We start from the raw sequence: 22,473 nt of genomic DNA, 5'->3' as shown, positions 1-22,473 counted from the left end.
TCAGAGCGCGCTGCGGCGCAGGGTGACGTCGGCGCGCGTGAAGATGTCCGGCCGCAGCTCAAGGCCAAGCCCGGCACCTTCCATCGGATAGGCGTAGCCGTTCTCGATGCGGGGAAGGTTGGTGACCAACTCGGTGTACCAGCCGCGATAAAAGGCGCGGACGGATTCCTGGATCAGCGTATTGGGCTGGCTGAACGAGCAGTGGATGGCTGCCGCGAAGGAGACCGGGCCGGTGCAGTCATGCGGCGCGAAGGGGCGGTGATAGGTATCGGCCTGCGCGGCGATCTTGCGGCCTTCGGTCAGGCCGCCGGTCCAGCACAGATCCACCATCACCACGCCGATCGCGTCGACATTCAGGAAGTCCTGATAGGCGAAGCGCGAGCCCAGCGTCTCGCTGGCGCACACCCACACATCGGTCGAGCGGGCATATTCGGCGAGCGCCTGCGGCGAATTCATGCGGATCGGGTCTTCGTACCAGGTGGGCGCATAGGGTTCGAGCGCCCGCGCGATCTTCTTGGCGGTCGGCAGGTTCCACAGCGAGTGGAACTCGACCATGATCTCCATCTTGTCGCCCACCGCCTTGCGGATCTTCTCGAAGGGCTCGATCGCCGTCTTCATCTGCTCGGCGGTGATGTAGTTTCCGCCGGTCTCGATGCCGGCCGGATCGAACGGCCAGATCTTCATGGCGGTGATGCCTTCGTCGAGCAGGCTTTCCGCCACCTCGTCGGCGCGGTTCATGAAGCCGTCGAGATCCTCATAGGGCCCCTCGGACTCGCCGAGGCCCCAGGTGGACACCGGCTTGATGCTCATGGAGCGCACATATTTGTAGCCGGCGCAGGTGTTGTAGAGGCGCAGCTTGTCATGGGCGAGGCCGCCCAGCATCTGGTGGACCGGCTGGTTGCACACCTTGCCGAAAATATCCCACAGCGCGAAGTCGATGGCCGAGGCCGCGCGGTATTCGACGCCGGTCGAGGCCTGCGCCAGCGGCAGGTTCACCATCTCCCGGTTCAGCGCCTCGATGCGCAGTGGGTCGCGGCCGAGAAGCCGGCCGGCGAGCGTGTCATGGATGTGCGCCTCGACCGCGCCGGCGCCATAAAAGGTTTCGCCGAGGCCGATCACGCCCTCGTCCGTATGGACATGCACCCAGAGCAGATTGGCGAACTCGGCGACGCGGATGGTTTCGATGGCTGTGATTTTCATGATGACGTGCACAAGGCTCAAGGTCGCAACCCGCCCTTGCCTGCCCCGACGGGCGAGCTGGCGAATAATTCGGAAATGAGGTGCCGCGGCCTGCCGGAGCTGCGTGGCAGCTCAGGGTGGCGCGGGCGGTCGACTGCGCAGGCGCAGCGCGCCTATGTCAGGGCGATCCGGGCATGGCGTTCCTCCAGGATTTCACCGTCTTTGTTGCGGTCGAGCTCTCGATCGGCTCGTTGTATCTCCGCCACGCTGGCCGTCTGGGCCGGCGTACGAAAGGCTTCGGGATCCACCTTCAGCAAATGGCGCATGTCGCGTTCCGCGTCGTCGAGCAACGCGATGATGGCATCGCCGGCCTCCGACGGGCGCCGCTGCTCGATGGCCTCGCAGACCCGGCGATGCATCGGCAGCGAATGCACCCGACCGCCGGGGACGGCGGCGACGCGCTCGAAACAGATGCGCAGCACCGTCGACATCACGCTCTGCAGCTGGGTGACGAAGGGATTGGCGCAGGCGCGGATGATGGTGCTGTGGAATTCGATGTCGGCGGCGACATAGTCGCCCTGCCCGTCGACGGCGGCGGCCATCGCCTCATACGCCGCCCGCAGCGTCTTGAGCTCGGCCGGGCTGGCCCGCTCGGCAGCGAGGCGTGCCGCCGCCGGCTCGATGATACGGCGCAGTTCCATGATGTCGGAGCCGAGGGCCAGGTCGACGCCGTTCGCGTCGGCGCGCCAGATCATCACTTCCTGATCAAGCAGGCTCCAGCGGCTCTGCTCGAGCACCACCGTGCCGGTGCGGCGCCGGGCCTCCAGCATGCCCTTCGATGCCAGCCCCTTGATGGCCTCCCGCAGCACGATACGGCTGACGCCCAGCTGGGCGCACAGCAGCGGCTCGGCCGGAATCACCTGCCCCGGGCGATACCGGCCCGCGCAGATATCCTTGCCCAATCGCTCAAGCGTGTCGTGGTAGAGAGTCATGCATTCATCATACGTATGATGAATGGGTCGTCAATGGCAGGTTTGGGGGTCTTACGGCTGCCGCCTCGGCGAGCACGCGGCTTCCGCCAGTCAGTTCCCCGTCGCGCCGACGAGCGCATGTTCCGCCGGGGCTCCCCCATTCCGAACGTCATCCGGAAGTTCGTCCTCGTCCATCCCCCAGATCTCATGTCCGCTCGTGATCCCTTCGACGGACCGTAGCGCGGGAACGGCAAAATCGGTGAAGGCGCGCACGATCGGGCGCATGAAGCGGACGGAGGGGTAGGCGAGGAAGACGTCGGTCGGCCGGACGTCGTAGTCGGGCAGAATGCGAACGAGGCGGCCTTGAGCCAGTTCGTGGTTCACCAGAAGCTGCTGCACCGGACCGGCGGCGTGGCCGTTGATCAGCGTGGAGGCGATGACCTCCGCGCTGTTGGTGCGCAGCACCGAGCGGATGGGCACATTGGCCAGTTCGCCATTGCGGTGACGAAGCACCAGCACATCGCGCGGCGAGATCACCCGTGCGCTGGTGACGAGCCCGACCTCCGACAGTCGCGCGAGGGTGTCGATGGGTCCCATTTGTTCGAGCAAACCGGGCGTGGCGACAAGTATCCGGCGGCTGAAGCCGATCCGGCGGATGATCAGTTCCTGATCGGCCGGGCGGCCATATTTTATCGCCAGATCGAAGTTCTCGTAGATGAGGTCGACATCCCTGTTGTCGAGGATCAGATCGACCGTGACCATCGGATGTTGCCGCTGGAAGGCCATGACGATGCGGTGCAGATGCTTCGTGCCGATGCAGGACGGGGCATGGATGCGGAAATTGCCCTCCACCACGCCCATGTCCCTCCGGATCCCCTCCAGCGCCGCATCGATCGCGACCAGCGCGCCGTGGCTCGCGTCATAAAGGGCCTGGCCCTGCGGGGTCGGCCGCACGACACGCGAGGAGCGTTCGAGAAGGCGGGCGCCGACATGGCGTTCGAGATTTCCCAGATGCTTGGTAACCCCGGGCTGCGACATGCCGAGGTCGCGCGCCGCCGCCGTGACCGACCCGCGCTCGACGGTGCGCACAAAGGCTCTGAGGGCGGCGGCGATATCCATCTCAACATTGACCCATCAATGATTGGAAACCGGTGAAGACGAGGCACGTGAGCGTCCGTCCGCCATAACACTAGCACGCCAATCCATAACTGTTGGCTATGGGCCCAATCACCCAATAACGGATCGACGGTTTGGGCGCCGTCTGCGTCTCCTTGCGCCAACGGTGTCGCGGGAGGTTGGTCGTCGAATGAAATTAAGCAGACGTGTTTTTATGGGCGGTGTCCCCTTTGCGTTGGCCAACTGCACGAGGGCGGAAAAACCGGTGGCCGGCCTCCCCGCGCCGGGCGGCGATGCCTCCTATCTCTCGATGTACGCGCAGATCGATAGCGAACCCTTTCCCGTCCCGGCCATCGACCTGACGGAGGTCGCGCCCGAATTCCTGCGCCGGGAAGTGCCCTACAGGACCGGCGAAGCGCCGGGCACCGTGGTCGTCGATCCCGCCGCCCGCTACGCCTATCTCGTCCTGGAGAATGGTCGCGCCCTGCGCTACGGCGTCGGGGTGGGCAGGCAGGAAGCCTTCAATTTCCGCGGCGAGGCGCGAATCTCCCGCAAGGCCGAATGGCCGGGTTGGCGCCCCACGCCCGACATGATCAAGCGGGAACCCGAGCGCTACGGCCCCGTGAAGGAGGGCCTTCCCGGCGGCCCCGGAAATCCGCTCGGCCCGCGCGCGCTGTATCTCTACCGCGACGGCCAGGACACCTATTACCGGCTTCACGGCACGATCGAGCCGTCTACCATTGGCACAATGGTATCATCCGGCTGCATCCGCCTGCTTAACCAGGATATCATCGACCTCTACCGGCGGGTCCCCCTTGGCGCGAGGGTCGTCGTGCTGCCTGGGAGCCCCGCGACGAGCCGCCCCTCAGCGTGAGGCCTGCGGCGCGGCGGCGTCGGTCGCGCCATCCCCAACCGGAGACCGTGAAGCCATTCCCGCGCGTCGATGCCGGTAGCGCATCGCGCCCGGCGGGGCGCGGCAGCGACTGCCGGCCCGGCTCGTCCCAGTATCCGTGGTCTCTTGCCCCGGTTTGTTGCGTGTGGTTTACGAACCGTTAGCTTACACACACCAGAACACCGGCATCTCCCAGCTGCAGCCCTTTCCGCCGAAGGTTTCCATGGACACAGAAGGCGTTCATCAGCTTTGGGACGAGCTCTCCGATTTCGAGGCCGGCCAATCCAGCGCCGCGGCGGCGCGCCTCATGTCGTGGCTGTGCACGGCGTCGCGGGCCTGGAACGCCACATGGGCCGGCGCCCTGCGCCTGCCCGGCCCGGCGGAGGGCGACGCGCTGCAGGGCTGGCGCGTGGCCGCCGTTCAGGCCTTGCACCCTGTTGCCCCGCATCCGGACGAGCAGCATTTCAAGGTGATTCTCGAAGCCTGGGAACGCCGCGAGATCGACCCCTCCTTCCTCCTGCCGATGCGGGGCGTCGGCACGTTCCGCAGCTACTCGTTCCGCCGCGAACTGCCGGCGGCGTGGTTCTCGTCCCCCTTCTACGAGCAGCATTACGGGCGGGTGGGCACCGTCGACGCGGTCTTCGTCGCCTTCCCGCTGAACGACGACTGCGAATCGCATTTCGGCTTCTATTCCGCGCGGAGCTTTACCGATGAGGAGATCCAGCTGCTGATGCTGGCCCTGCGCGGCATCAAATGGTTTCACCGCCAGCTCATGCTAAGCCACGGCCTGCTGCTGGCCTCCTCGCCCCTGACCGCGACCGAGCGGCGCGTGCTGCACCTGCTGCTCACCAAGGCCTCGGAAAAGGAGATCGGCGGACGCCTTGAAATGGCGACCTCCACCGCGCACCAGCACGTCACCCGCATCTATCGAAAGTTCGGCGTGCGCAGCCGGGCGGAACTGATGAGCATCTGGCTCAACAGCGCCGGCTAAGGACCGGCGCCGGCCCGCGCCTATCCTCTATTTAGAGGACATGAACCTCGAAAATCCGTCGCCTATTATACCACCACGGCGTCGGAACTCCGGTTGCGCGCAGAGGTCGACCGGGGCGGTCGCGGGGGGACGGGGCGATGGTGTGCAACGCTGGGATGCGGGCGGGAAAGCTACGCGAATTGCAGGGCTGCCACCCCGTCGCGCCAGCCCGCACCCGCGCCGCGGCGCTGGGAAGCGTGTCGCTTCTCGTCCTGTGCATGCTCGCCGGCACCCTCATCGCCTCTCCCGCCGGCGCCCAGACATTCGGCGGCTCCGGCGGCGCAGTCGATGTCCCGCGGGCCGCAGGCGGCGGCTATGGGATGGATGGAGAGGACGGTGGTATAGCCCCAAATGATGGGTCCCCCTTGTACGCTGGCGGCGGCGGTGGCGGCGCGGGAACCCTGGTGGGAGGGGCTGGCGGAGAAGGCGCCGATGCCCCGGATAACGGCGGTTTTAGACGCGGCGGCGGCGATGGTGGCGACGGCGGCCATGCCGGTTCGGTCCAGAGCGCCGACGCGACGCTCTATCCGGGTGTCGCGGGGGTTTACGGCACGGATGGCGGCGACGGCGACTCCGCCTCCAGCGGATTCATCTCCGGCAGCCAAGTCGGCGCCTCCGGCGGCGGCGGTGGTGCCGGCGGATACGGCATCTACGGCATCTACGGTGGAGGCAACATAAGCCTCACCCTTTCCGGTAGCGGTGTCGTTTCCGGCGGCAAGGGCGGCAAGGGCGGGAAAGCCGGCGAAAATGGCGAGTTTGGCAGGGGCGGCGACGGCGGCGACGGTGGCATCGGCGTCTATTTCGATTCGGCGTCGGTCCTCGACAATCAAGTCACGATCATTGGTGGCAAGGGCGGAGATGGCGCCGACGGCGCCGAGGGCTCCGACGGCGCGGCTGGCGGTGCCGGCGTATACGCCCTGAACGGCCTGACGCTCAACAACAGCGGCACCATTACTGGCGCGAATGGGGGAAAAGGCGGCGAGGGCAGGTTTGGTGATGGTGTCGTCGGCGCCGGCGGGTGGGGCGTGTTCGGCTCCGACATGGACATCACCACCAGCGGCGCCATTTCCGGCGGACTGTTCGGCGACGGCGAGACGCGCGCGGCGGCTATCCTGTTCGTCAGTGGCGCCAACAGCCTGACGCTGCAGGAAGGCTGGAGCCTGACCGGCGATCTGGTCGTCAACGATTTCGGCAGCTCGCTGACCTTGAAGCTGGACGGCATCGACGCCGATGTTTCGAACACCATCACCGGCCAGGGCGGTGTCATCGTCGACGTCGGGCCGCAGGTTCTGACGCTGTCGGGCGTCAACACATACAAGGGCGGCACGACCATATCCTCCGGCACGCTGAGCGTGGCGAGCGAGGCGGCGCTGGGCGACGGAGTCCATCTCAAAATCGGCGCGCCGGTGAACGGCGTGACAGGGCTTTCCGATGCGGCGTCCACCCTCTCGTCTGCCATCTCCACCTATGCCAGCGCGCCGACAGCAGAGAACGCGGCGGCGCTGGCGGCGGCGCAGGCCAGCTACCGGCAGGCGATCGGCGAGGGACAGGCCAGCGGCGAGATGCCGACCCTGCAGATCACCGGGTCGGTGTCGCTCGACCCTGCGACCGACAGCGCGATCGCGATAGCGGGAGGGAAGGCCGGTGCGATCCGCCTGGAAGGCGCCGATGCCGGGCTGACCCTGCACGGCTTCCAAAGCGGGATGCTCGGCAGTGCCGTCGTCGTCTCCAGCGGCGGCGTGCTTGATCTCGGTGTCGGCGAAGGCCAAACGCAGGGCTATGTCTTCAGCGGGAGTTACGCTGCCTCGATGGGCGGCGCCGTGGAGAATGAATCTGGAACGGTGAGCATCGCCGGCGCGACCTTCGGCGACAATTCGGCGGTGTTTTCCGGTGGGGCCATCGGCAATGCGGGCGTCATGGCACTGTCCGACAGCACCTTTACGGGGAACTCCAGTGGCACAGGCGGGGCCATTAGCCAGGGTGGCACCCTTCTCGTCGAACGCAGCGGCTTCGCGGGAAATGACGCCCAGTCGTCGGGCGGAGCCATCTACGCCACGGGCGGGTCCATGGTAATCGTGCAAAGCGGCTTCTCCGGCAACAGCGCAGGAGATGCTGGTGGGGCGATCTACGCTCGCGGGGGCGCTGTCAATCTGAGCATCGTCGACAGCGATTTCATCGGCAATAGCGCGGGGGTGGCAGGCGGAGCGATCGGGCTCGAAGGCGCCACGCTGAACCTGATGGTCAGCGATGGCTTCAGCAGTCAATTCTCCGGCAATACGGCCGCCGATACGGCTTCATCGATCCATCTCGGGACCGGATTGGCTTTCACCCCCACCATGCCGCCGGAGTACATTTACGTGGCGTCCACGCTCAATGTCGGCACGGGTACAGGTGCGCTGCTCGACATGCGCGACCCGATGAGCGGCAAGGCCGACAACGTCACCAACACCGTCACCAAGTCCGGCGCCGGAACCTGGGCGCTGGGCGGCGCGAATGTCTTCGCCGTGTCCGGCACCGGCAGCGCCGATTTCGCCGTCTCGCAAGGCTGGCTCTACCTTTACGCCGCCGGCGAGGTCGACAACCCGACGACGGACGACGAGGACGCCGTGGTCGGCGCCGGCACGATCCAGCTCGACGGTACGGATTCCGCCTTCACCCTCGGCGCCGACGGCACGCTGGTCGCCGGCGGCGCGAACAGCGTTGCCACGGCCGGCACCATCACCTTCGAAGACGGCGCCACGCTGCGTGGCGGCAATGCCGATACCGCCATGGGCGGCACCGACCCCACCTTCAAGGAGAAGGGCGGCGCGACCTCGCTGACCCTCACCGCCACCGGCGGCATCACGCTCGAGGGCACGCTCAACGTCGCGGCGCTGGGCGCCACCGACAGCTTCACCCTCAATGGCGCGCTCGGCGGCGAGGACGGAGCGCTGGCCAAGAGCGGCGCCGGCACGGTGATCCTGACCAGCGCCAGCACCTTCGCGGCGGGAACGACGATCTCCGGTGGGACGCTCGCGCTTTCGGGTAGCGGCGCCCTCGCGACCACAGGCGCGGTGACGCTCGACGGCGCGACCGGGGTGTTCGACCTCTCGGCGGCCGGCGGCGCGCGCATCATCGGCGACCTATCCGGCATTGCCGGCTCCTCCGTCGTGCTCGGCGAGAACACGCTGACGGTTGGCGGCAGCGGCGAGACCACTTTCGCCGGCAGCTTCGAAGGCGATGGCGAACTCATCAAGTCCGGCACGGGCGTGATGACGCTCACCGGCACCAACGCCCATACCGGCCTCACCACGGTGTCCAGCGGCACGCTCCTTGTCGGCTCGGGCGGGTCAGGGTCCCTCGCCGGAGCCGTGCAGGTGGAGGCGGCGGGAACGCTGGGCGGCTCCGGCACCATCGGCGGCGCGGCCACCGTGTTCGGCACGCTCTCGGCCGGCAACAGCCCGGGCACCCTCGCCTTCCAGGACGACCTGACGCTCGATTCCGGTTCAACCTCCAGCTTCCAGCTGAACACGCCGGGCATAAACGGCGGCACCGGCAACGATCTGGTGCAGGTCGACGGGACGCTGACCCTCGCCGGCACGCTGGACGCCAGCGTCGGCGCGGCCGGCTTCTACACGCTCTTCACATACGGCACCCTGGCGAGCGGCAGCAGCTTCTCCACCACCGATGTGACCGGCACTGGCGGCTTCGAGGTGGAGACCAGCATCGTCGCCTACGGCACCGGCACGAACGGCGCCGTCACCTTGCTGGCAGCGGGCGAAGGCCAGACGGTGCAGTTCTGGGACGGAACGCAGCTCACCGGCGACGGCACAGTGCAGGGCGGCACCGGCACCTGGAACGCCGCCGGCACCAACTGGACCGGTGCCCCCGGCAGCGCCGACGCCAACGGCCCGTGGATCGGCTCGGTCGGCGTGTTCATGGGCACGGCCGGCACCGTGACGGTCGACGACACGCAGGTCCTCGACACGCTCCAGTTCAAGACCGATGGCTATGTGCTGACCGGCGGCACGCTGGCGCTCGCCCCCGCCTCGGGCAGCTTCGGCACCTTTTCCACCGACTCCGGCGTCACCGCCACCATCGAGTCCCTGATCGCCGATGGACCAAGCCCCGCCGGCCTCACCAAATCCGGCGCAGGCACCCTCGTTCTCACCGCCTCGAACAGCTATTCCGGCGGGACGAAGATCGACGCCGGCACGCTCAGCGTCTCGTCAAACGCCAATCTCGGCGCAACGGCGGGCGGGCTCGCCATTGGCGACGCGACCCTCGCCACCACAGGGAGCTTCGGCACCGCCCGGGCGGTGTCGCTCACCGGTGCGGCAACCTTCGATGTCGCCAGCGGCACCACGCTCGGCCTCACCGGCACCGTGGCGGGCTCGGGTTCGCTCGGCAAGACCGGCACGGGGACGCTGATCCTGAGCGGATCCAACAGCTATGAGGGCGGCACCAAGATCAGCGGCGGCATAGTGTCGGTCTCGGCCGACGCCAATCTCGGCGCAGCGATGGGCGAGATCGTCTTCGGCGGCGGTACTCTCGCGACCACGGCCAGCTTCGACAGCGCCCGGGACATCACCCTGCTCGCCAGCTCCAGCATCGACGTGGCTGCCGGCACCACACTCGGCCTTTCCGGCGATGTGACCGGCACGGGCACCCTTGCCAAGCTGGGCAGCGGCGACCTGGCGCTGTCGGGGGCCTCATCGGTCAACTGGAGCCTCGATGCCGGCCGGCTTTCGGCCGATGCCGCCGGCTTCAGCGGCGCCGTCGCCCTCGCCGCCGGCACGCGGTTCGATCTTTCCGCCACCAGCGCGTCCACCTATGCCGGCACGCTGTCGGGCACCGGCACGTTCGTGAAGGACGGCGCCGGGCTGCTGACCTATTCCGGCAACGGCGCGGCCTTTACCGGCCTCACCGAGATCGCCGAGGGACGCCTGGCGGTCAACGGCGTGCTCGGCGGGGATGTGGACGTGCTGTCAGGCGGCACACTCGGCGGCGCGGGCACGGTCGGCACGCTCGACGTGGCCCCGGGCGGGCGGGTCGGCCCCGGCAACTCCGCCGGAACCCTCACCGTCGCCGGCGACGCCACCTTCGCCGCCGGTTCGGTCTACGAGGTGGAGATCCACGGCGATGGCATGACCGACCTGCTCGCCATCCACGGCACCGCCTATCTGAACGGCGGCCTCGTGGAACTGACGGCGCTCGATCCCAAGGCCAGCTACCGCACGGGCCAGACCTACACCATCCTCACCGCGCAGGACGGGGTCGTGGGAGCCTTCGACGGCCTTGAGAGCCTGTCGCCGTTCCTACGGGGGCAGCTCGGCCAGAGCGACAGCGCGGTCAATGTGACCATCGCGGTGGAATATGATTTCACGACGGTCGCCGCGACGCCCAACCAATATGCGACGGCCGCCGCCCTCGACACGCTGGGCCAGCGCGGCGCGGCGCTCGGGCTCTATAATGCGCTGCTGTTCCTGCCCACCGGCAGCGCGGCGCGCGGGGCGTTCGACCAGCTCTCGGGCGAGGTGCACGCCTCGGCACAGAGCGTGTTCATGGAGCAGAGCGGGCTGGTCCGAGGTGCGCTGAACGATCGCCTGCGGGCAGCGCAGGGCGGGGTCGGTGCGGCGGCGGGAAGCGTTGTCAGCGTCGTCGAGACGGCGGGCGGCGCCCTCGCCTATGCCGCTCCCTCGAAGCGGCAGCGGGCGGCCGAGACCAGCCTGCCTCTCAAGGCGGCGCCCCTGCCCGTGCCGGCGGAAAAGTTTGCGCTGTGGAGCGCGGGCTTCGGCAATTGGGGCGCGTTCGATGGCACTGCCAACGCCACCGGCATCACCGACAGCACCGGCGGCTTCCTGATCGGTGCCGACACCCTCGTCGGCGACGTCTGGCGGGTCGGCATCGGCGGCGGCTACAGCTACACCAGCTTCTCGGCGGCCGGCCGCGCCTCCTCCGGCAACAGCGACAACTGGCACGCCGCCCTCTATGCCGGCAGGAGCTGGGACGCGCTCGCCCTGCGCACCGGCCTCGCCTATACGTGGCAGGACGTCACCACCAGCCGCTCCGTCGCCTTCGCCGGTTTCGCCGATCATCTCTCGGCCGATTACAGCGCCGGCACATTCCAGGCCTTCGGCGAATTTGGCTACCGCATCGACATGGCCTTTGCCGCCTTCGAGCCCTTCGCCAACCTCGCCTATGTCAGCCTCGACAGATCGGGCTACACCGAGACCGGCGGAGCGGCGGCGCTGCGTTCGAATGGCACCGACATGAACACCGGCTTCTCGACGCTGGGCCTGCGGGTAGCGAAGGAGCTGACATTCGGCGTCCATGCGACGACGCTGCGCGGGGCCATTGGCTGGCGCCAGGCCTTCGGCGACATCACGCCGGCAATGAGCCAGGCGTTCCTGACATCCGGCACTTTCACCGTCACCGGCACGCCGATCGCCGAAACGGCGGCGGTGCTGGAGGCCGGGCTGGACATGCGCCTCGGTGCCGGCGCAACGCTTGGCGTCGCCTATAGCGGCCAGTTCGGCGAAGGCGTCGAACAGAACGGCTTCAATGCCAGCCTCAAGGCCAGCTTCTGAGGAGCCACCCCACCCCGAACGCCGCGCGGTCTGAACGCGGTGACAGGCCGCTCGGTGTTCCGGGGCGGCAAATGGTGGGCCGCGAGCGACCAGGAAGATTGCCGAGGCGCGCTGACGCAACGCCCGCGTCGCGGCGGGTGGAATGGTCCTTCGCACGCTCGACATCGCGTCTCGCGCCCGAAGCCGAATGTCCGTCGGCAGCCGCTATGGCTTGCTCGACAGAAAGGTCTTCTGATCACCATCAATGACGAGCGCGGTCAGGCGGCCCGTCCGATAGGCGCCCGTGTCGATCCCGATCCGGTTGATCCGCTCCTCGGGCTTGGTGCTGATGGTGTGTCCATGGACCACCACTTTTTCCAGAGGCATCAACGACTCCAGGAAGGGTGCGCGCATCCACAGGAGATCCTCGGGGTCTTGGCGGTCCAAGGGCACTCCCGGGCGAACCCCGGCGTGGCAGAAGAAATAGTCCCCGTATGAGACCGCGCGCTGCAGCCCTTCCAGAAACTGCACGTGCGAGGGGGGGACCGCTGCCACCAGCTTCTGGCACAGTTGCTCGAGATCGCCCTCTGTCTTCAGCTTCGAGCGATTGAGCTTGACGCCATAGGAGCGCGCCGTGGCGTTGCCGCCGCTATTGACGAAAACGCCGTCGAGGCTGGGTTTGTTGAGAAAGGCGAGGAATTCCACGTCATGGTTCCCCGCGAGCATGATGTAGCGGGGATCGGTTGCCTGAAGCGCTATCAGATGGTCGTTGACGCCCTTTGAGTCCGGGCCTCGATCCACATAGTCGCCGAGGAAAATGATCCGCCAGTCGCCCGGCTTTGATCGGGCCTTATCCTCATCGATCTTCTGCAGAAGTTTTTCGAGAAGAGACAGGCACCCGTGGATGTCGCCAATGGCGTAAATCCGGATTCCCTCAGGGCCGCGCGCCTCGGAAAGGGTGACAAGGGGTGTTTTCCAAAGCCCGAAAATTATCTGCCGACTCCAAAGTGCAGCGCGAGAATGATCCATCGTGCTGTGGAAAACAACGCTCAGGTGTCGCCCGGAGCGACGCTTCCCCCGGAGATCCGCAAGGCGGGCGGGCGTCATTCCGAGACCGCGGGCGGGCGATTGCTACTTTTATGTGACAGTTCGAGCCTCTATCGGTGGCGTTTCAAGCTGACGGGAGGGGGCCTCTTCGTGGCGGCAAAACCGGCTCATGCCGGGACGAGCGGAGAGATGGCATGCCGGAGCAGATTCCAGAGGTCGAAGGGTACGGAGACGTCGACGCGCCGGAGCCGGCGGAGGCCGGCCGCGAGGTCGAACTCAAACTGTTGACGGATCCGGCTACGCTGCAGCGCCTCCTCGTCGCGGCTGTCGTTACGCGGAACGCCGCGTCCAAAGGCGTCGTCCGGCGTCTGGAGGCAACCTATTACGATACGCCGGACAAGGTGATCGCCCGGCAGGGTGCATCGCTGCGCGTACGGCGCAGCGGCAAGCAGTTTGTCCAGACGCTGAAGTTGGCCTCCCAGGGGATCCAGCGACGCGAGATGGAATCGCGTGTGCCCGATATCGCGCTCCATCTCGATGCGCTGCCCCTGCCCGATCTGGGCGCGCCCTTCGCGACGCTGCCGGGCACGGAACTCGCGCCGGTGTTCACCACCAAAATCCGCCGCCATATAAAGGTCGTGGAGTTCGGCGGCGCCGTCATCGAGGCCGCGTTCGATGAAGGAACATTGAACGCCGGGGCGAAGGTGGAAGCCGTCTGCGAGATCGAGCTGGAACTGAAATCGGGCGGGGCGGGTGCGCTCTATGAGCTGGCCCTGTCGCTGCTGGAGCAGGGCCCCCTCCGCATCGGCCTCCAGAGCAAGGCCGAGCGCGGCTATGCGCTTGCCTTCGGCACCTCGCCCACCGCTGAAAAGGCGTTCGCGACCGGCATCGGCCCCGCCGACACCACGGACGATGTGATCGCCAAGGTTTTGAACGCCTGCCAGTCGCATGTGATGGCGAATCTGATGGCGGCGCATCACGGCGAAGACCCGGAGGGCGTTCATCAGCTGCGGGTCGCGCTGCGGCGTCTGCGCACCGCGATATCGCTGTTCAAGAAGGAAGTCCCCGCCTCGGCGCTCGAGGCGATCGGCCTTGACGCCAAGCGACTGGCCAGCGCTCTCGGGCCGGCCCGCAATTGGGACGTTTTCGCTACGTCGACCATCGCCGAGATCGAGCGCGCCAATCTGCCCGGCATCGACTTTACCGAACTTAGATCCGCCACCGCCGCGCCACGGGCTCTCAGCCATCAGGCCGTGCGCGTCGATCTGATCGATCTCGCATCCACCCGCTTCCTGCTGTCGCTCGGCCGGGTGATCGAGCGCCGCAGCTGGCGCAACGACATCGGCATCGATGCGCTCGCCGTGCTCACCCAGCCGGCGCGCGAATTCGCCGGGCGTGGGCTGGCGCGCCTGCACCGCAAGGCGCTGAAGCAGGGCCACAATTTCCGCAAGCTGCGGCCGACGGCCCGTCATGAGCTGCGCCTGACGCTGAAGAAGCTGCGCTATGGCGCGGAGTTCCTGCTGCCGCTTTACGACCGTGACGGTGCCGCCCGCAAATACCTGAAGCGGATGTCCCGGCTCCAGGACATTCTCGGCATCGACAACGATATCACCACCACGCAGGCGCTGCTGCGCGAGCTGGAGGAGAGCACGTGGCTCCCGCAGGTCCACAAGGCCATCGGCGCCATCACCGGCTGGCAGGGACGCGACCGCATCGTGACCGCCGAGGCGCTGCGGCGCAGTTGGCGGAAATTCATCGATGCCGAGCCGTTCTGGCTCGACTAGCTGGCTGCGCGCTCCCTGCCATCCCTCTAGGGTCGTCACCGTGTTGTCGTGCTCTCGTCATGAGGCACGTCGAAACGTCGCGTCGAGCCTAAACAAGAGCGGGTGCCCGGATGGACTATTTCAAGCGCTTCAACTTCCTATTCGCGACCCCCGCCTTCGATGCGGATGATCTGGAGGGCGCCCGCTATCACCAGATCGTCGCGGAGATAGAGAGTTCCGGCTTCGAGGTGGTGCGGGCGCGCACCATCGAGGACGCCGAGATCGCGGTGCAGACCGATGCCGCCATCGGCTGCATGATGGTGGACTGGGGCAAGAAGGGCATGGAGGGCAAGACCGCCTCGCTCATCAACCTCATGCGCCGGCGCGGCCTCGACTTTCCCATCATCCTGCTGATCCGGCGCAAGCGGTTCGAGGACGTGCCGGTCGAGGTGCTGGACTTCATCGACGGCTATGTCTTCCTCTCCGAGGAAACCCCCGCCTTCATCGCCAAGAACCTCATCAGCCGGCTCAAGCAATATGCCGAGACGCTGAAGACGCCGTTCTTCGGCGCGCTGGTGGACTATGCCGAAGAGGGCAACCAGCTCTGGACCTGCCCCGGGCATAATGGCGGCGTGTTCTACTCACGCAGCCCCATCGGCCGGGTGTTCATGGAGCATCTGGGCGAGGCGGTGTTCCGCGACGACCTCGACAATTCCGTGCTCGATCTTGGCGACCTTCTGACCCATGAGGGCCCGGCCCTCGCCGCGCAGAAGGAAGCCGCCAAGATATTCGGCGCCGAGAAGACCTATTTCGTGCTCAACGGCACCTCGACCTCCAACAAGGTCGCGCTCTCCGCCCTCGTCACCGATGGCGACCTCGTGCTGTTCGACCGCAACAACCACAAGGCCGCCCATCACGGTGCGCTGATGATCTCCGGCGGCATCCCGGTCTATGTGCCGACCGTGCGCAATGCCTGGGGGCTGATCGGCCCGATGGACGTCGCGGCGCTGGACGAGGAGGCGCTGCGCGCGCGCATCCGCACCCATCCGCTGGTCACCGACCCGGACGCCTGGCAGAAGCCGCGCCCGTTCCGCGTCGCGGTGGTGGAGCAGTGCACCTATGACGGCACGATCCACAATGCCGAGATGATCCTCGAGAAGATCGGTCATCTGTGCGAGTACATCCTGTTCGACGAGGCCTGGGCGGGCTTCATGAAGTTCCATCCGCTCTATGCCGGCCGCTTCGCCATGGGGCTCAAGGATCTGGGACCGGACGCGCCGGGCATCATCGCCACCCAGTCCACCCACAAGCAACTGGCGAGCTTCAGCCAAGCCTCGCAGATCCACATGAAGGACCGGCATATCAAGGGACAGAAGCGGCGGGTGGAGCACCGGCGCTTCAATGAGAGCTTCATGCAGCACGCCTCCACCTCGCCCTTCTACCCGCTGTTCGCCTCGCTGGACGTCGGCGCGCAGATGATGAAGGGACGGTCGGGCGAGGTGCTGTGGGACGACACGATCCGTCTCGGCATCGAGCTGCGCAAGAAGATCCGCGCGGTGCGCCGCGAGTTCGAGGAGAAGGAACAGCGCCCCGAGCGCCGCTGGTTCTTCGAGCCCTTCGTGCCGGACCGGGTGGCGATCCCGGATGCCTCCAGCCCCGGCGCGGTGCATGACGTTCCGTGGGAAAGCGTCTCCACCGACCAGCTCGCCACCAACCCGGCCTTCTGGCATCTCACGCCGGGTGCCGCGTGGCATGGCTATCCCGGCATGGCGGCGGGTTTCGCCATGACCGACCCCAACAAGCTCACCCTGCTGACCCCGGGCTTCGACCGCGCCACCGGCGCCTATGTCGAGCATGGAATCCCCGCCCCTGTGGTCGCACAATACCTGCGCGAGAACCGCATCGTCGCGGAGAAGAACGACCTCAATTCGCTGCTGTTCCTGCTGACGCCGGGCGTCGAATCGAGCAAGGCCGGCACGCTGATCAGCGGTCTGGTGGCGTTCAAGAAGCTGCACGACGACAACGCCCTGCTGGAGGACGCCATCCCGGAATTCTACAAGCGCCGGCCCGCGCGCTATTCGGGCGCGCGCCTGCGCGACCTGTGCGGCGAGATGCATCGCTTTTTCCGCAACGCCAATGTCAGCGCCTTGCAGGCGATGCAGTTCTCGGCCGAGCACCTGCCTGATATCGCCCTGTCGCCCCACGATGCGGCGCGCTGCCTGGTGCGCAACGACGTGGACTACCTGCCCATCGACGCCATTGCCGGGCGTATCGCCACCACGCCCTTCGTGGTCTATCCCCCGGGCATTGCCACGATCGTCCCCGGCGAAAGGCTGACGGAGCGCGCGCAGCCGATGATCGATTATCTCAGGATGTTCGAAGCCTGTTTCAACACATTCCCGGGCTTTGACGTGGAGATCCAGGGCGTCTATCGCGAAACCGACTCTGCCGGTCGCATCCGGCTCTATACCTATGTGGTTGCGGAATAAACGGGAGTTCGGGTTCGTTCATGGAGCAGGAGAGCGCGGTCATCATCCGTCCGACGCGGGATTCCGACGTGGATGCCATGCTGGCGATCTACCGCCATCACATCCGCCGGGGCGTCGAGGAGGGGGTGGACGACAATGACACCCCGCAGCCCGACGATCTGCGGGACCGGCGCAAGAACCTGAAGAACCGTCGCTTTCCCCATATCGTCGCGGTCCGGGACGGTGAGGTGGTGGGGTATGCCTATGTGGTGCTGTTCCGCAAGCGCCCGGCCTACCGCTACACCGTCAAGCATTCCATCTACGTCCACCACCGGCACATTGGCCGCGGCATCGGCAGCCAGCTCATGCGCGGGCTGATCGATGCCTGCGCGGCGGCCGGCTTCCGGCAGATGATCGGCTATATCGATGGCGACAATACTGCATCGCTCGCTATCCACGAGCGGTTCGGCTTCACCCGGGTAGGCGTTCTCCCAGCGGTCGCCTACCGCTATGGCCGCTGGGCCGACAGCGTGATGGTGCAGCGCTCCCTGGGTGCCGGCGCAACCGCCCCGCCCACGCCCTTGCCGCTTTCCACCTATTGAGGGGGCCGGCAGATTTCCATCGCGGCACGTCGCCGCCGCCCGCCGCATCAGGTGCGAGCCATTGAGGGTGCGAGGCGTCGGCCCCCTGCGGGCGGAACGTCGAGGCGAAGGCCGTTGGCGTTGGCCATCGCAATGTCGGGGTGTCCCGTGCGGCGCCGTGAGCGGCTCCCGGGCGCGACCGACCGGCCCGCTCCACCGCCGCCCTATCGGCGGCGGGGTTCTTATTCTGGGGGCCAGCGGCGCCGCGCGTTATGGCAACTCGTCAAAAACGCTGCCATTAAAGCCGGACTTGTCAATAATATCAATGGTTTGGCGGAAGGGGTGGGATTCGAACCCACGGTGGGCGTGAACCCACGGCGGTTTTCAAGACCGCTGCCTTAAACCACTCGGCCACCCTTCCGGAAAATGGGCCGTTATCGAACGCCCACTCCGACACGCGCTGCGACACGGACTCGCCCCATCTCAGTTCTGCCCGCGTCGGGAACTGCTTTATGGCGTCCGGCCGGACCGCGTCAACCGTGCGCCCGGCGGGCGCTGGTGTCGCTCGTGAGCGGGGCGCGGATGCCAGCCGTCAACCGCCTTGACGCGACAGGCCGGGCCAGCTCGGCACCGTCCATCCCGGAACGCTCCAGCCCGGTACGGTCCATGTGGAGGTGGAGGGCGACGATGGGGACGGCGCCGCGGCGGCGGGCGCGCGCCCGGCTGCCGCCGGTTTCGCCGGTTTCCTGTCCGAGCGGGCCAGGGTCTGGCGTTGCGCGCGCCATGCCGCCATCCAGCTCGCAGTCTCCTTCAGAATGATCTGCTGGACCGCCGGATGGGTGGGGAGCTGGGCGTGGTTGCGAAACTGGGCGCCGGCCGCCCAGGCGCTGACGTTTTCGGCGCCGCGCACCCGCGCGAAGCCCGGCCCGGCGATGTTGATGCAGCGAGGCACGGTGCAGGCTGGCGGGGCCGGCGCCGCATCGATGGTGATCACCAGCGGCGGCTTGTATCCCGCCCGCGCCAGTTCGCCGGCATAGCGCAGGGCTGTCTCGCCGCCCATGGAATGGCCGACGATGACATCCGGCACCACGCCCTTGGTCTTCAGCATCAGGTGCGAATCGGTGCGGGTGCGAAAGCCCTGCTCCGCCAGCGGGCGGGTCAACGCCGACACGCCGATCAGGTCGCTCTCGACATACACTCCGAGCCCGTCCAGCAGCAGGACGAGAGGCTGCGCGGGCGCGGCCGTCTCTCCGGGAGACGCGGTCTGAGACTGTGCGTCCGCCGTGCCAAGCAGGGCCAGCGGCGAAGCTAGAGCCACGATACCGGCCAATGCGGCCCAGACGAAAGGAACTGGCTTCAATGCGGTTGCTCGACGTGAGGTTCTACACTTGCCCCACCAGCACGCTTACCGCAACGCTGCCCGTGCCGCCACCCGCTTCACGGCAGACGAGACCAGCGGGGAGCGCACCCCTCCCCGCCTCCGCTGATCGGGCCGTGCCGTGCTCAGGCGGCGCGGCTCCAGTGATGCGCATCGTTGCGCAGGTGGCAGGCATCGGTCCAGGTGGAAAACGCCACCCAGGCGTCGTTCTTCTGCTGCGGCAGGCGCGCGGATTCCATCTGGGTCAGCAGCATCTCCGCGAAACGGCCGATCCGGTCGTTGCGCAGGGACCGGATGAGGCGAATGGCGCCGTCGAGCGAATCGACGGCGATGTCCTCGCGTCCGATCAGCACATGCAGGGGTTCGGGACGAAAGGCGGGTCCTTCAACAATGTTGGTCATTTTGGAACCTCCCATTCTCGGCCTTGCTGTTGACCCCGCCGGGGCTTGGCCGCCGCCGCGTCGGGTAAGGAAATCTTAACCATGTGATTTTGGCACCGGAATGACGCAGTCAAGAAGTATCTGGGCACGCGCGGCCCCGCTATCGGCGGTTTGCGGGCGCTGCGCACGACAATTTCACGTGAAGACTGATGTCATCCATGAAGAATACGAAACATCGTACATGGAATGCGGCATCCCAGATGGTTGACGCTAGTGAAAACCGGTCTTTACCGGGCATCCCCGCGCTTATACCGCGCGCACCTCTGTCGAGCGCCCTCTTCGTCATGACCGCCGACGTGCTTTTGCCGGGCTGTCGCCGCGCGGCGGGCCTGCGGCGCGGTATTATGATTTCGCCGACGCGTCTCTAGTAAACACTATACATTCGAGGCGTAAACTATTTCGCTACTGCGAATGAATTGAGTTATTCATGCTGCCCTGCAGCGACGAACACCTCTTGCCTATCCATCATTACATCATGCTACGGTGGCATCGGACGGCAGAAGACCGTCCATGAGGAGGAAACGCCAATGAACATTCACAGCAGGCTCGTCGCGCTCGCCGCGGCGGTGACCATCCTCGGTGCAGCGCCCGCCTTCGCGCAGGACGAGGCAGCACATGTGAAGCCGGCGACGGCCTATGTGCAGAAGAACATCGAGCCCTGGCTCAGCGACCCGGTGGTCGTCGCGGCCATCATCGAGTCCAACAAGAAGCACAAGCGGCTGATGCAGGAAGACATCGCCGCGCTGGACAAGGCCTGGGTCGCCAAGGACCCGGCGGTGGTGGACCCGGTCCGCAAGAACAAGCTGTCGGATTTCCTGATCCAGAAGAAGGACGCTTCCGGCGGCGTGATCACCGAGGCCTTCGTGATGGATAATCGCGGCCTCAATGTCGGCCAGACCGATGGCACCTCCGATCTGTGGCAGGCGGACGAGGCCAAGTGGCAGAAGACCTATGCGGTCGGCCCCGGCACCATCTTCGTCGACAAGGTCGAGGAAGAGGACGGCAAGAAGATCGCCCAGGTCAGCGTCACCATTTCCGACAAGGACGTGGCGATCGGCGCCGTCACCTTCGGCATCGATGTCGACAAGCTGAAATAAGCCCGTCCCGGAGGTGTCTCTCCAGGATATTCGGCGGGCGGCGCGAGCCGCCCCTTTTTTTGGCCGGTGCCTTTTCCCCTACGCCGTCACGCCGCATCGACCTTGCACGGGCGTTGGGCTAAGGCTGCTCCGCCGGGTCAGCAAAGGAGTACGCCATGTTTCTCGCGATGAATCGCTTCAAGGTGAAGCTCGGCTCCGAGGCCGATTTCGAAACGGTCTGGCGCGAACGCGACAGCCATCTGCGGACCGTCCCCGGCTTCAAGTCGTTCCACCTGCTGCGTGGCCCCACCAAGGACGACCACACGCTCTACGCCTCGCACACGCAATGGGGATCGCGGGCGGATTTTGAGGCGTGGACGCGCTCCGAGGCGTTCCGCAAGGCGCATGGCAGCGCCGGCGGAAACAAGCCGCTCTATCTCGGCCATCCCGAAGTGGAGCTTTTCGACAGCGTTCTGGCGACGTCCATGGACGACAAGGCCGCCTGAACCCGGCTTCACAAGCAGGTGCGGCGCGGCGGGTCCGCGCCCCGCGCAGTTGACGGATGGGGCGGCGTGCCGTAACGGCTCGCGATCCTGAAATGCCGGGTGCCCTTCCGATCATGGCCGATATCGCGTCTTCCGACGCCTTCTCCTCCGCGCGCGTCGACGCGCCGCGCATTTCCTTCGTTTCGCTCGGCTGCCCCAAGGCGCTGGTCGACAGCGAGAGGATCATCACCAGCCTGCGCTCGGAAGGCTATGAGCTGTCGCGCCACCACGAGGGCGCCGACCTCGTCATCGTCAATACCTGCGGCTTTCTCGACAGTGCCAAGGCCGAGAGCCTCGCCGCCATCGGCGATGCGCTGAAGGAAAATGGCCGGGTCATCGTCACCGGCTGCATGGGCGCCGAGCCCGAGCAGATTCGCGACGTGCATCCAGGCGTGCTCGCCGTCACCGGGCCGCAGCAATATGAAAGCGTGCTGGCCGCCGTCCATCAGGCGGTGCCGCCGCAGCATGATCCGTTTCTCGATCTGGTGCCGCCGCAGGGCATCAAGCTGACGCCGCGCCATTACGCCTATCTCAAGATTTCAGAGGGTTGCAACAATCGCTGCACCTTCTGCATCATTCCCAAGCTGCGCGGCGATCATGTCAGCCGGCCGGCGGGGGATGTGCTGCGCGAGGCCGAGCGGCTGGTGTCGGCCGGGGTGAAGGAACTGCTGGTCATCTCGCAGGACACCTCGGCCTACGGCATCGACATGAAATACGCGCCGAGCCGGTGGAAGGATCGCGAGGTCCGCACCCGGTTCTTCGATCTCGCGCGCGAGCTTGGAAGCCTCGGGGCGTGGGTGCGCATGCACTATGTCTACCCCTACCCGCATGTCGACGAGGTGATCGGGCTGATGTCGGAAGGCGTCATCCTTCCCTATCTCGACATCCCGTTCCAGCATGCCTCGCCGAGCGTGCTCAAGCGCATGAAGCGCCCGGCGGCGCAGGAAAAGACGCTCGCCCGCATCCAGGCATGGCGCGCCATCTGCCCCGATCTCACGCTGCGCTCGACCTTCATCGTCGGCTTCCCCGGCGAGACCGACGCGGAGTTCGAGGAGCTGATTTCCTTCCTCGAAGAGGCGGAACTCGACCGTGTCGGCTGCTTCAAATATGAGCCCGTCGCCGGCGCCCCCGCCAATGATCTCGGCGTGGCGATTGCCGACGAGGTGAAGGAAGAACGCTGGAAGCGCTTCATGGCAGTGCAGCAGCGCGTCAGCGCCCGCCGGCTGAAGCGCAAGGTCGGCACGCGCCAGCAGGTGATCATCGACAGCGTCGGGCCGACGGTGGCCATTGGCCGCTCCAAGGCCGATGCGCCTGAGATCGACGGCGTCGTCCATGTTGCCGCCCGCCGCCCGCTGCGGGTCGGCGAGATCGTGACCGTGAAGATCGAACGCGCCGACGCCTATGACCTGCACGGCACGGCGGTGGGGTTCTGACCCTAC

15 protein-coding genes and 1 tRNA gene are annotated in these 22,473 nt (G+C 66.6%); 9 read left to right on the top strand and 7 right to left on the bottom strand.

The genetic code is table 11. The features are described 5' to 3' along the window. The 3 genes from ACQY76_RS18430 to ACQY76_RS18420 form a co-directional block, all read right to left on the bottom strand. Positions 1–1,200 carry a mandelate racemase/muconate lactonizing enzyme family protein gene (locus ACQY76_RS18430; protein ID WP_428030146.1) on the bottom strand — a complete coding sequence of 400 codons (1,200 nt, stop codon included), beginning with the start codon at positions 1,198–1,200 and terminating at the stop codon, positions 1–3. A 152-nt stretch (positions 1,201–1,352) separates the two neighbouring features. Next, on the bottom strand, positions 1,353–2,141 hold the full coding sequence (locus ACQY76_RS18425) for a FadR/GntR family transcriptional regulator (protein WP_428030145.1): 789 nt from the start codon (positions 2,139–2,141) through the stop codon (positions 1,353–1,355). A gap of 120 nt (positions 2,142–2,261) precedes the next feature. Then, the gene (locus tag ACQY76_RS18420; protein ID WP_428030144.1) at positions 2,262–3,269 is read right to left on the bottom strand and encodes a LysR family transcriptional regulator; all 1,008 of its coding nucleotides are present in this window, start codon (positions 3,267–3,269) and stop codon (positions 2,262–2,264) included. 187 nt (positions 3,270–3,456) lie between these two features. Between ACQY76_RS18420 and ACQY76_RS18415 the strand changes: the two genes are divergently transcribed. The 3 genes from ACQY76_RS18415 to ACQY76_RS18405 all read left to right on the top strand — a co-directional run bounded on the left by ACQY76_RS18415 (position 3,457) and on the right by ACQY76_RS18405 (position 11,757). After that, positions 3,457–4,140, top strand: coding sequence for a L,D-transpeptidase (locus ACQY76_RS18415; protein ID WP_428033053.1), 684 nt, complete (start codon positions 3,457–3,459; stop codon positions 4,138–4,140). Positions 4,141–4,381: 241 nt separating this feature from the next. Next, entirely contained in the window at positions 4,382–5,149 is a 768-nt protein-coding gene (locus ACQY76_RS18410) for a LuxR C-terminal-related transcriptional regulator (RefSeq protein ID WP_428030143.1), read from the top strand. Positions 5,150–5,592: 443 nt separating this feature from the next. Continuing rightward, positions 5,593–11,757, top strand: a complete 6,165-nt coding sequence (locus ACQY76_RS18405) for an autotransporter domain-containing protein (protein ID WP_428030142.1) — start codon at positions 5,593–5,595, stop codon at positions 11,755–11,757. 204 nt (positions 11,758–11,961) lie between these two features. On the opposite strand, the gene ACQY76_RS18400 is transcribed toward ACQY76_RS18405, so the two are convergent. After that, entirely contained in the window at positions 11,962–12,765 is an 804-nt protein-coding gene (locus ACQY76_RS18400; RefSeq protein ID WP_428030141.1) for a metallophosphoesterase family protein, read from the bottom strand. A 212-nt stretch (positions 12,766–12,977) separates the two neighbouring features. Between ACQY76_RS18400 and ACQY76_RS18395 the strand changes: the two genes are divergently transcribed. The 3 genes from ACQY76_RS18395 (at position 12,978) to ACQY76_RS18385 (ending at position 17,616) form a co-directional block, all read left to right on the top strand. Beyond that, complete coding sequence (locus ACQY76_RS18395) at positions 12,978–14,567, top strand: CHAD domain-containing protein (RefSeq protein WP_428030140.1); 1,590 nt, start codon at positions 12,978–12,980, stop codon at positions 14,565–14,567. A 110-nt stretch (positions 14,568–14,677) separates the two neighbouring features. Further along, positions 14,678–17,035 (top strand): Orn/Lys/Arg decarboxylase N-terminal domain-containing protein, encoded by a 2,358-nt coding sequence (locus ACQY76_RS18390; protein WP_428030139.1) that lies wholly within the window; start codon positions 14,678–14,680, stop codon positions 17,033–17,035. Between the two features lie 20 nt (positions 17,036–17,055). Next, a complete protein-coding gene (locus ACQY76_RS18385) occupies positions 17,056–17,616 on the top strand; it encodes an N-acetyltransferase family protein (protein WP_428030138.1) in 561 nt (186 codons plus the stop codon). A 310-nt stretch (positions 17,617–17,926) separates the two neighbouring features. Here the strand turns inward: ACQY76_RS18385 and ACQY76_RS18380 are convergent. The 3 genes from ACQY76_RS18380 to ACQY76_RS18370 all read right to left on the bottom strand — a co-directional run bounded on the left by ACQY76_RS18380 (position 17,927) and on the right by ACQY76_RS18370 (position 19,374). Then, positions 17,927–18,016: transfer RNA gene (locus tag ACQY76_RS18380), tRNA-Ser, on the bottom strand. Positions 18,017–18,187: 171 nt separating this feature from the next. After that, entirely contained in the window at positions 18,188–18,913 is a 726-nt protein-coding gene (locus tag ACQY76_RS18375; RefSeq protein WP_428030137.1) for a hypothetical protein, read from the bottom strand. Positions 18,914–19,098: 185 nt separating this feature from the next. Then, the gene (locus ACQY76_RS18370; RefSeq protein ID WP_428030136.1) at positions 19,099–19,374 is read right to left on the bottom strand and encodes a hypothetical protein; all 276 of its coding nucleotides are present in this window, start codon (positions 19,372–19,374) and stop codon (positions 19,099–19,101) included. Positions 19,375–19,940: 566 nt separating this feature from the next. On the opposite strand from ACQY76_RS18370, the gene ACQY76_RS18365 reads away from it, so the two are divergent. From ACQY76_RS18365 to rimO, 3 genes are all read left to right on the top strand, one after another. Further along, on the top strand, positions 19,941–20,510 hold the full coding sequence (locus ACQY76_RS18365; protein ID WP_428030135.1) for a hypothetical protein: 570 nt from the start codon (positions 19,941–19,943) through the stop codon (positions 20,508–20,510). A 155-nt stretch (positions 20,511–20,665) separates the two neighbouring features. Beyond that, entirely contained in the window at positions 20,666–20,995 is a 330-nt protein-coding gene (locus ACQY76_RS18360) for an antibiotic biosynthesis monooxygenase family protein (RefSeq protein WP_428030134.1), read from the top strand. Positions 20,996–21,108: 113 nt separating this feature from the next. Continuing rightward, positions 21,109–22,467 (top strand): 30S ribosomal protein S12 methylthiotransferase RimO, encoded by a 1,359-nt coding sequence (rimO, locus tag ACQY76_RS18355; protein WP_428033052.1) that lies wholly within the window; start codon positions 21,109–21,111, stop codon positions 22,465–22,467. Positions 22,468–22,473 lie beyond the last annotated feature (6 nt).

Source organism: Ancylobacter sp. (genome assembly GCF_965279025.1).
GTDB lineage: Bacteria > Pseudomonadota > Alphaproteobacteria > Rhizobiales > Xanthobacteraceae > Ancylobacter.
This window is presented reverse-complemented; position numbering and strand designations above follow the sequence as displayed.